11 protein-coding genes are annotated in these 10,100 nt (G+C 67.7%); 3 read left to right on the plus strand and 8 right to left on the minus strand.

Annotated features, from left to right (window positions below):
* On the minus strand, positions 1 to 130 hold a 130-nt coding region (locus tag D471_RS36310), incomplete at its 3' end, for a VOC family protein (protein ID WP_017601352.1).
* A gap of 200 nt (positions 131 to 330) precedes the next feature.
* Positions 331 to 1,458 (minus strand): hypothetical protein, encoded by a 1,128-nt coding sequence (locus tag D471_RS0126170; RefSeq protein ID WP_017601353.1) that lies wholly within the window; start codon positions 1,456 to 1,458, stop codon positions 331 to 333.
* Positions 1,459 to 1,941: 483 nt separating this feature from the next.
* Between D471_RS0126170 and D471_RS0126180 the strand changes: the two genes are divergently transcribed.
* Together D471_RS0126180 and D471_RS0126185 are read left to right on the plus strand one after the other, a co-directional pair.
* Entirely contained in the window at positions 1,942 to 2,289 is a 348-nt protein-coding gene (locus D471_RS0126180; RefSeq protein WP_169548902.1) for a hypothetical protein, read from the plus strand.
* A 59-nt stretch (positions 2,290 to 2,348) separates the two neighbouring features.
* Positions 2,349 to 3,836 (plus strand): DUF6177 family protein, encoded by a 1,488-nt coding sequence (locus D471_RS0126185; RefSeq protein WP_017601356.1) that lies wholly within the window; start codon positions 2,349 to 2,351, stop codon positions 3,834 to 3,836.
* A gap of 49 nt (positions 3,837 to 3,885) precedes the next feature.
* Here the strand turns inward: D471_RS0126185 and D471_RS40995 are convergent, their stop codons facing one another.
* The 5 genes from D471_RS40995 to D471_RS0126210 form a co-directional block, all read right to left on the minus strand.
* Positions 3,886 to 4,029, minus strand: a complete 144-nt coding sequence (locus D471_RS40995) for a hypothetical protein (RefSeq protein WP_169548903.1) — start codon at positions 4,027 to 4,029, stop codon at positions 3,886 to 3,888.
* The gene (locus D471_RS39750) at positions 4,029 to 6,587 is read right to left on the minus strand and encodes a hypothetical protein (RefSeq protein WP_017601358.1); all 2,559 of its coding nucleotides are present in this window, start codon (positions 6,585 to 6,587) and stop codon (positions 4,029 to 4,031) included. The genes D471_RS40995 and D471_RS39750 overlap by 1 nt, the downstream gene beginning before the upstream one ends.
* Positions 6,584 to 6,952: a DUF6507 family protein gene (locus D471_RS0126200; protein WP_017601359.1), complete on the minus strand. Its 369-nt coding sequence runs from the start codon at positions 6,950 to 6,952 to the stop codon at positions 6,584 to 6,586. Before D471_RS0126200 ends, D471_RS39750 begins: the two co-directional genes overlap by 4 nt.
* Positions 6,952 to 7,320 carry a hypothetical protein gene (locus tag D471_RS0126205; RefSeq protein WP_017601360.1) on the minus strand — a complete coding sequence of 123 codons (369 nt, stop codon included), beginning with the start codon at positions 7,318 to 7,320 and terminating at the stop codon, positions 6,952 to 6,954. The genes D471_RS0126200 and D471_RS0126205 overlap by 1 nt, the downstream gene beginning before the upstream one ends.
* 421 nt (positions 7,321 to 7,741) lie before the next feature.
* On the minus strand, positions 7,742 to 8,317 hold the full coding sequence (locus D471_RS0126210; protein WP_017601361.1) for a CGNR zinc finger domain-containing protein: 576 nt from the start codon (positions 8,315 to 8,317) through the stop codon (positions 7,742 to 7,744).
* Positions 8,318 to 8,420: 103 nt separating this feature from the next.
* On the opposite strand from D471_RS0126210, the gene D471_RS0126215 reads away from it, so the two are divergent.
* Positions 8,421 to 9,572, plus strand: coding sequence for an epoxide hydrolase family protein (locus tag D471_RS0126215; protein WP_241479723.1), 1,152 nt, complete (start codon positions 8,421 to 8,423; stop codon positions 9,570 to 9,572).
* A 183-nt stretch (positions 9,573 to 9,755) separates the two neighbouring features.
* Here D471_RS0126215 and D471_RS36315 read toward each other — a convergent pair.
* Positions 9,756 to 10,100, minus strand: a 345-nt coding sequence (locus tag D471_RS36315; protein WP_040691380.1) for a ricin-type beta-trefoil lectin domain protein, incomplete at its 5' end; no start/stop codon positions are given.

A 10,100-nucleotide genomic window follows, 5' to 3' on the forward strand; every position in this document is an offset into this window, starting at 1 on the left:
GGATGCCCGCGTACCGGGGCCCGTAGTCGTTGAAGCTCCAGCCGAAGGCCTCGGTGTAGAAGCGCTTGGCCTGGTCGAGGTCGGTGACGGTCAGTTCGACGTAGTCGATGCCGTGGTGGCGATGGGTCATGGCGGCATTGTGCCCGAGGGGTCCGACAAGGGACGCGGGCGCGTCCGGACGCGGCGGAACTCCGCCATCGCGGCTACGCGACCCGGCCGAGACGGGGGTCNNAAGCGGTTCCCGAACGCGTTCCCGTGACCGGCCCGGAGGAGGTGCCGGGCGCCGTCACCGCCACGATCACCGGAGACCGCCGCCGGCGCCCTCTCGGCCTAGTCGGGCCAACTCCGCGACACCTTCGTCCCGGGAACCGTCACCGGGAACTCGAAGACCTGCTGCCCCTCGGTCCGGTAGAGGCGAAAGACGTCCTGCCGGTAGAAGTCGCACAGAGCCGTGTCCTTGGTGTATGGGCCCACACTGGACGATCCGCCGTCAGTCTTGGAATAGGATTGCGTTTCCCGTGCGTACGACTTGATATTGAGCGTATAGCTCAGATGCAAGCTGATCTTTCCACTGATGAACCCGACGTCGAATCCGCCTTCGCTGTTCACCCCGGCGTTGATCGTGTGCTCGACCTCTTTTCCGGTCTCCTTGGTGACCCCGTACGTCACAGACCACGTGTGGGTATCGGTCGAATTCTTCTGGACCACCTTGAAATCACGGGACTCCCAGCGCGACCAGCGGCGTATGATGTAATAAGGAGAGTTCTCCGCACGCCAGGCCGGCGACTTTCCGCCCTCTTCCTTGACGAAGAACCACGGAACCGCGGTCTCACCGGAGATGACTTCCCCGGTGTACTGCTTCGGCGGGTTGAGGCTCGTCAGTTCCGGAGACCTGAAATTCGGCGAATCCACTTGGGTCAGATTGACCACTTCAGAGAATTCTTCAAGCTCTTCCAGGTAGAAGAGGTCCGCCCCGTCGGAGCGCTTGTCCCCCAACCCCAGGAGGGGGTAACCCATCTCCCACTCAGAATCGTCACGCCACGCATAGGCGTTGGCACCGAGGAGCCAGAGCCTGAAGTAGCCGCCACCGGCGTCTTCGAGCTGCCACACCACATTCCCCTCGTAGGCGGTCGGATCCTCGACGCCAACCGTTCCACGGCGCCCGGAGTACACGACATTGGCCGGCTCCCAACGCGTTTCCGGGCCGTCAAAGAAGGGAAGCGGCGCGATGGGAGAGAACATGAACGTACTCGTCGATGGGTCGCAGGAGAAGAACACCACCTGGCATGCCTCCTGGTATTCGAATCCGTACATTCCGCGCGCTACGTACTTGGCCTCTCCGCCGTCCTTGTAGGCCAGCAGATAGATCTTCCCCTCCCGGGGCTTGACGTATGAGAGGTCGTAATCAGTCTCCGGGAGCGATGCGACTGCCTCGTCGAACGACGGCGTGTCAACCACGGTTCGGCCTTTCCCCTGGGTTCTGTGCCTTCCTCGGGATCAGATTCCAATCGTCAAGCATGATCACCGACAAGACAAGGGGGCAGCCGAATCTTCCTCGGTTCGCCCCTGACTCGAACCCCAAAAAATTACGCCAATCACTAGAAACCGCACAAATCAACCGTGAAACGGCGGGCCGGGCGGCATCCTCTAGGCCGAGACGCACCGTGGCCGTACCCGCGTGGTTGGGGGTGGGACGGTCGCTGACGTGGTCCTCGACCCCGCCGCCGGTTCCCACGGACGCCCGACCCGCCACGAACCGGTGACGGTGCGGCCCCTTCCGGCTCCGGGGACGGAGCGGATCCGCGGGACCGAGACGCTCCCGGCGATCACCACGACGGGTGTGCCCTCGGGGGTGAGGCGGCGGACGGCGTCGACACCTCCATCGACGCCGAAACCCCTGAACTGCTCTCCGACGACCGGTTCGACCGCCGTGTCGAGACCGTGTCCGCTCTCCTGGCCGCCGCAGGCCTGGAGGTCAGCCGCTCCGACTCCGACCCCGGCCACCTGAACGTGGACCACCCCGGCACCGGCTTCACCGTCGAACTCGACCTGCGTGAGGATCGCGGCTCCGAATGGGCTCTGCGCGGCGACGACGAGATCGAGCCCGGCACGACCGCCCTCCGGACGGCCTCGTTCGTCGCCCGGCTCCTCTCCCCCGAAGCGCGCTCCTGGCCGGACCCGCCCGCCCGGGGCCGAAAGCCGCATCGGCCCCGGGACCACCGTGCCGTCAAGGTGTGGGTGCGGCCCCTGAGAGATCACGGCCTGGCTATGCTCACCCACCAGAGGTGACGAACCCCGTGTTCCGCGTCGCCTCGTGCCCCCCCTTTCCCCGACCACACGGAGAACCGTTGAGCTACGACGTCGTGGCGTTGGTGGCCCAGGAGCCCGACGCCCCCGCTCTCACCCGGGTCCTGACCGACCTCGCCCCCACCCTGCTCCTCGGCCGCTACCAGGAGACCGGCGTCCTCCAGGTCCGTGACACGGACGGACGCCTCCTGGTGACGGTCGAACCGGGGCAGCGTGTGGAGGCGCGCGACGAGGTTCGGCGACTGCTCGGAGACGAGGTGACGACGGGGCTCCCCGACCCGTGCTGGTGGGTGGAGCTGCGCGCGTGTCCCGACGCATCCGGCCGCGAGACCGCGCACCGGATCGCCGACGCCCTCGCGCTGCGCCTCGGCGGGATCGTGTGGACCTCGCCGGAGACGGGAATGGCCAGCGACGCCGACCTGTGGGAGGAGACCGCGCACCCGACCGTCGAGCGCACCGCTCGGCACGCGGTGGTCGTCGCCCAGGACCGCGAGGTGGTGGGGTTCTCGTCGTGGCTCAACGACGCGGTGGGGGTCCACGGCGCACAGCGTGCGATCCAGGTCCTCACCCCGGCGACCTCCCGGCTCACCTACGCGCTGCGCGCCTTCCTGGCCGGACCGCTCGGCCGCTGGGTGGTGCGCGGGGAGGACGGCACCCGCTTCGACGGCCTGACGGGGCTCGCGCTGCGCTGGGACGACGCGTACGGCTTCGTTCCGGAACGGGCGGACCTGGACGGCCTGGAGAAGGACCTGCGCGACGCCCGGGAACGCGGGGAACACGCGTCGGCGCCCCGACCCGCCACGGGGTCGACCGAGGAGTCCGCTGAGCCCGAGGCCGTCCCGGGGTTCCTTTCCACCGATCCGATGCAGACACAGCTCATCATCGAACTGTCGGTGCTGCACCGCGACGCCTCGGCGGCTCGCGTGGGCCGGGCGGTCGAGATCCTCACCGAGCGCCTGACCGGTGCGGCGCCCGCCGGATGGGGCCCGCACGAACCGGCCCTCGCCGCCTGGGACCGGGAGCGGATCGCGCGGTTCGTGCGCGACCGGTCGCGACGACGCACCCTCGTGCACCTCAACGGACCGCACGGCGTCGGACACCCGTTCACGGGGTCGCTGCGTGTGGAGAGACGAGGGGATCGGGTCGGTGAACAGGCGTCGCTGGCGATCGGCTTCACCGAGGAGGATGACGTGCCGTTCGGCGCCCTGCCGGACCTGGTCGAGTCGCTGGCCGCCGAAAGGCTGCTGGAGGGCCTCCAGGTGCGCCGCGTGCGCGGGCGCGGCGACCTGACCTATGAACCGCGCTGGGCGGGCCTGGCGGTGCCGATCGGTCTGGCGATCGGCCCGGAGCGGGTGGAGGGGATCGGGCTGCGCCGCGCCCGTTCCGGACCCATCAGGGGCACGGTCCTCGGCGCGGACAGCCGGAAGTCGCTGTGGTTCCCGGTGCTGGGCACGGCCGAGTCACCCGCGCGTGCGGTGAACCTGGTCCACACGCAACTGCGGCACCTGGCAGCGGCCGGTCAGGTATGAACGGCTTGGGCGAGCGCGCTGCCACGGCACGAGCACACCATGGGACACCTTAGTTGAACTCGACTCCTTCCGGAGGATCCTTCAGCATACCCGCGTAGCCCTCGGCGGACTCCTGATCGTAGCCAGCATCAAGGTAGATCTGGATGAGCTCCTCAAGCGTGTAGTTCTCTGGATCGTCCACAAGACTGATCATCACAACCCCCAATCGTTCCTCACCACCGCCTCCACCGCTGAAGCGATGGGGCGGAAATCATCATCGCTCCACTGACGATACCGCGCCGGACCAGGCAAGTTCAGGTGGCCTTGGAGCTCCTCTCGGAGTCGAGCGTCACCTGTCCGTTCGGCGATCCACTGCGCATAGGAGCGCGCCCAAAGTTCCTGGGTACCGCGCAGGTATTTTGCGTAGTGGGTCGGAGTTACATCAGCCAACCCCGCGAACTGCGGCGACCTTCTCACCACGCTTGACCATTCTCGCATTTCCGGAGTGGACGGCATAGCCGATGCCGTCGCAAGACGGGAACCAGTTCTCCCACTGTGAACTGCATGGTCAATAGCGTGACCAATTTCATGAACGAGAGTCTCTCGGACATTGGGCTTCGTCACATCAACAATGATGACCCGACTGCTGGGTTTGTACTGCCCCAACTTACCTGGCTCCAACTTTTCTGACACAAATGTTATGGACTCCATGCCGTCCGGAAAACGGTGAACCTGAGATACTAGGTCGACAGCCCCACGGATCTCAGCCAAGGCGTCGGGGGACACACCATCTGAGACCTCGAAGGGGAGGTCAGATCTGTTGTCCAGTGGTTCCGAGTTCGAATCGCCCTCTAGTTGGTCCGCGCGGTCTCCAGTCTGGCCAGTGTCCCCATCAAAATTTTCTTCCCGATCGGCTTGGAATGCATCATCAGCAGATTCATTCTCATTTTTCGATCCCGCGGTTTCTGTCGCTGTTCCATCACTTCGCGCATTAAAGTCAGCCACCTCGGACTTGATTTCAGCCCCGGAGAGATCAATCGTTATTCGATCCTCCATTCGCCCACCAGGAACGCGCGACAAACCAGAGTTGGAAATCCGATCGACATCGACAATCGGAGAGTTGGAATTTCCAGTACCGTTCACCGAAGAATTAGGGCCATCCTGGCGATCAGATGTCTCCCTGCTGTGACGGCTGTCGTCCGTTGAAGCCTCAGAGCGGCTAGTGGCCGGGGTGACGTCGTCCCCCACGTCATGAGGTTCAGCACCAGCGGAACGAGGGTCCTCGTCCGCGCGTGGGCGCTGCGGGTCCCCCGAGCGGGCGCCGTCCTGGCGGGGTTCGTCCACGGACGGACGGGGGTTCGGGCTCGGTGTCGGGTCCGGGATGGGGTCAGGATCAGGGTTTGGGGTCGGAAGCCGTGGCGTCGGACCACCGTCCGACCCCGTGTCCAGATCGGGCATGAGGTCCTCGACCCGGCCGTCCGGAATCGGGTCCTCGTCCAGGTTCCCGAGCAACTCGTCCACGGACTCGAACTGACCGTCGAACCCGCCCTCCGGGTCCAGCGACGCGAACCCGTCGGCGTCGCTGTCCACGTCCTCACGGCCCCCGTCGGGCCCGTCGGCTCCGCCGCGCCGCCCACCGCCGAGCAGCGTGCGCACCGCACGGAGCGTGCCCGAGACCGGCAGCAGCGCGATGTTGGTGGTCGTGACCCCCGCCGCGTACTCGTTGTTCTCGCCCCACTCCGACCAGGCGAAGAACGCCTCGCGCTGCTCCGACCACGCGGCCCCGGCGTTGTCGCGCTGCGCGTCCCAGTCATAGCCCCAGTACGGCTCACCGCCGAACGGGTTGATCAGCCACCCGTCCTCACCGTGCAGACCGACCAGCGCGGCGGTGCCCTCGACCGCGCCCTGTCCGAACTCGACCTTGTTCTGCATGATCTCGTTCGGCTTGAGCGTCCACCCGGTGTTGGGCCCCCAGAGCCCGGGCAGGGAGACGACGGTGACGCCCGTCTCCCACCCCACGTCGACGACGACGGTTTCGAGTGCGCCCAGCTGGAACCCCAGATACCAGTCCACAGGCCAGGGCGCGTCGTCGCCCTCGCGCATCCACTCGTAGGAGTCGCCGAAGTACCGGCCCGCGAAGTCGGTGAAGCCTCTGTCCTGTTCCCCGGCGTCGGTGGCCAGCCCGTAGGGGATCTCCTCCGGCGCCCCGGTGTACTCGTCGGGCGCGACGTAGGTGGGCCCGTCGGACAGGCCCGAGATCGTGTTGGCGCACTCGATCTCGGCGTCGTTGTAGGTCTGCCAGGCGCGGTTGACCGCGTCCTTGAGGTCCATGTTCTCGGTGATCGCGCTGGGTTTCTTCAGCCACCAGATCGCCGAGTCCGCGTCGACCTCCGAGCGCAGCTCCTCGGCCTGGGCCCGCAGCGAGTCCAGGGAGCTCTTCGCGGTGCGGATCGCCGCGGCGAAGTCGTCGAGCGCGTCGGCGACCGCGGTCAGGTCGGACTCGACGCCCTCGGCCTTCTCCACGGTCGGGTCCATCGCCGCCAGGAGTTCCCCCGACTCCGGTGCCTCGTAGTGCGCCTCGAGCCCCGACCACGTCGATCCCGCGCCCTCGGCGAGCTCCAGGATCTCCTCACCGCCCGACCGCAGATCCGCCGCGGCCTGTTCGAGGGCCTCCGCGTCACCGCCGGGGGTCGGGATCTCCGCGGGGTCGATGAGCCGGAGGATGTTTCCGTCGACACCCGTCTGAGCCTCGGTCAGCTGGAAGTCGCTCACCGCGGACCTCCCGGCTCGTCCCCGCCGAGATCGAGGTTCTCCATGGTCCCCGCGTTGTTCTGCGCCTCCAGGGCCATCTCCTCGTTGCCGTCCATGTAGGCGCGGGTCGCCTCTCCGGCGCCGATCACGCACGACAGCCCGCGCAGCAGCATCTCCCCGGTCGCGCCGTTGTAGGCACCGGTGAAGCGCAACAACTCCGATTCGACGGGGCCGCTCCCGGCCGCCTCCAACGCGCCTTCGATCTTCTGCGACGTCCGGTCGACGCATTCGGAAAGGCCACCGCCCGCCTCGTCGACGCCCAATTCAGCGCTGACATTGGTCAGGACCGTCGACACACCGGGGACGTAGAGGTTCCACTGGCTCATCAGGCGTTCTCCCCGGATTCGGAGGCGCCATCCTTTTCCGATTCCGCCCGCCCGGTTCTCCTCTCCTCGCGGGCACGAAAGAGAAGCGGCCGGAAATCGTCGGCGGGTTCGACCGTGTCCGCGTGGTCCGCCCGAACCTCGGCCATACTCTGCGCGGCGGCGCGCGCACGCAGGTCCTCGACCACGGCACGCACCTGTTCGACCGCCCGGTCCAGGCGCGCACGGCCCAGATCACCCTGGATCGGGCCGACATGCGGAACGGCGCCGCCTACGGAGGGGCTCCGGCGACCGGCGAGAGGCCGGACGACCTCCGACTCGGGAGCATCGGGCGCCGCGTCCTCGGGGGGATCCACCAGCTCGAACTTCATCCATCGACTCCCGTTGGGCAGCAGGGGGTGAGAACTGTCTTTCGGGTTTCGAGGGAATTATCCACAGCGGACCGACATCGGATGACGCGGGAGAAGACGGACGGATTCGTGATCCGCGCAGTTCAGAACGCACACATGACGGAGGCGGAAAGGCATTCCACCCACATGTGACATAAGACACAGACGGACCGGGCCGTGCTCCAGGAAAATCGAGGACAACCGCCGTGATCAGGCGTTACGGCATGTGTGCCCGATCGGCCGCGTCCGGAAGCGGCCACTGTCCCCAGCCACCCGCACGGAGGGCGCCGGACCCCTCACGATCGAAGGCGGCGGACGGCTCCTGGCGGCGCCGTTGGAATACACCTGACGCGACAGACGTGTCGCAGGCGCGGGGCCCGCCTGGCCGCACCGAGCCCAGAGATCACTCCGCTGATCCGGGTGCTCTTCGCTGTTTGGCGTTGAAGCGCGCCTTCTTCTGACGGTTCCCGCACGTGTTCATGTCGCACCATCTGCGGGTGCGGCTCTGGCTGGTGTCGAAGAAGGCGGCCCGGCAGGTCGGTGACGCGCACAAGGCCAGCTTTCCGTCTCGTTCCCCCGCGATGACGCCGATCGCGTCGGCGGCGATCACGCCGAGGGCGTCTTCCACGCGGGAGGCCGAACTGAGCCGCCACCGCCGCCTGCCCTCGGGGGTCAGGATCGCCGCGGCCCGCCCCTGGGAGCTGCGGTCATTGATGACTCGGACAGCGGATGCGGGGAGGGCGTCCTGGATCGCGGCCGCCGTCGCGGCCGCGTGGATCGCCTCCCTCAGTTCCCGGGCGAGGTCGAGCTGGGCAGTGGTGCAGGAGTCCACGGCCAGGCCGTTCACCGCCAGCCAGTCGACGAGTCGCTGCGGCGTGGGAATGCGCTCCACAGCGTTGCCCTGACGCTCGGTCAGAGTCGCCGTGAAGCTGGTCGCCAGCACGTTGCCGAGGCGGAAGTCAGGGAAGCCAGCACGCATGGAACCACCTTAGCCGGTTGCACGCGGACATGGACACATGTTAGAACCGCCTTAGCCGGTTCCGCGATGGCCAGGAGGTCTCATGACCCGTCCAACCAGCGACGTGCAAGCGTTCGAAACCCACGCGACCGACGCCGACCTCGACGATCTGCGAGCGCGACTGGCCGCGGCGCGGCTGCCGGAGGCCGAGACGGTCGATCGCGCCGCGCCCGGCCCCCGCCGATGGGGGCAGGGCGTTCCCCTCGCCGACCTCGTCGAGGTCGTGAACTACTGGCGTACCGGGTACGACTGGCGGTCGTTCGAAGCGCGCCTCAACCGGATCGGCCAGTTCCGCACGACCATCGATGACCTGGGAATCCACTTCCTGCACCGCCGATCCGCGCGCGCGGACGCCACTCCTCTGGTCCTGACGCACGGCTGGCCGGGCAGCGTCGCCGAGTTCATCGATGTGGTGGACGAGCTGGCGGATCCGAAGGACGCGGACGCGCCGGCGTTCCACGTCGTGGTCCCGTCGCTACCGGGCTTCGGCTACAGCGACAGGCCGACCGCCACCGGGTGGGGAACCGAAAGAATCGCGGCCGCGTGGGTGGAACTGATGGGAAGGCTCGGCTACAGCGGGTTCCTGGCCCACGGCGGCGACTGGGGAGGCAATATCACCACGGTTCTCGGCGGCAGGTTCCCGGCGCACGTTCTCGGCATCCACACGACGTTCGCCGAGGCGCCGCCCGGGTTGACGACGGACGGGCTGACGGCGGTCGAGCGCGGGTGGACCGAGGAAACCCGCGATTTCTGGCGCCGCCGCGCGGCGTACGCGAAGCAGCAGGCGACCCGACCGCAGACCATCGGCTACTCGCTCGTCGACTCACCGGTCGGGCTCCTCGCCTGGATCCTCGACAAGTTCGCCGAGTGGTCGGACACCGAGGACAGCCCGTTCGAGACGATCTCCAGAGACAGAATCCTCGACGATGTCACCCTGTACTGGCTGACGCGGACCGGCGCATCGGCGGCCCGCATCTACTACGAAAGCCACAACTCGCTCGACCCCGAACTCCGGGTCGACGTCCCGTCAGCGATCACCATGTACCCCCGCGACATCGAGAAGTCTCCGCGCCCCTGGGCCCAGGAGCGGTACCGGAACATCGTCCGGTGGAGGTCGCCCGGGAGCGGAGGGCATTTCCCGTCGCTGGAGGTCCCCGAGTACTTCGTCGAAGACCTGCGGGAGGGCCTCGCGGCGGTGCTGGCCGCCCACCGGTGAACGCTGCTCGGCGACACGGCACACGATGACCGGCGGCCGGGGTCAAGAACGTCGCGTCAAGGCAGCTCTCGGGAGAGGCGGCGGTCTCTCCGCCGTGTCCTGGCAGGGGTGGGGCCGCCACTCCGGAGCGGTGACGGGGGTCGGCCCGCGCGGGCCGACCCCCGTCACCGGAGCCGCGGACGGTCAGGCGGGCACCGTCCACCGCTGGTTCTGGGCCCCGTTGCAGGTCCAGATCTGCAACCGCGTGCCGTCGGCCAGGCTCCCGCCGCGTCCGTCCAGACACATCCCGGACTGCGGATTACGCAGCGCTCGTGTGGCCGAGGAGTGCGTCCACGTCTGCGCGCCGGTGCCGTTGCAGTCCCACAACTGCACGTCCGTCCCCGCGGTGGTGCCGCCGCCCGCGACGTCCATGCACTTGCCGAAGGCGCGAACCGTGCCGTCAGCCGCCATGGTCCACTGCTGGGCCTGGTTGCCGTTGCAGTGCGCGACCTGGATCGGCGTCCCGTTGGCGGTGTCGGCTCCCGCCCC

Origin of the sequence: Nocardiopsis lucentensis DSM 44048 (assembly GCF_000341125.1) — a bacterium.
Lineage (GTDB): Bacteria > Actinomycetota > Actinomycetes > Streptosporangiales > Streptosporangiaceae > Nocardiopsis > Nocardiopsis lucentensis.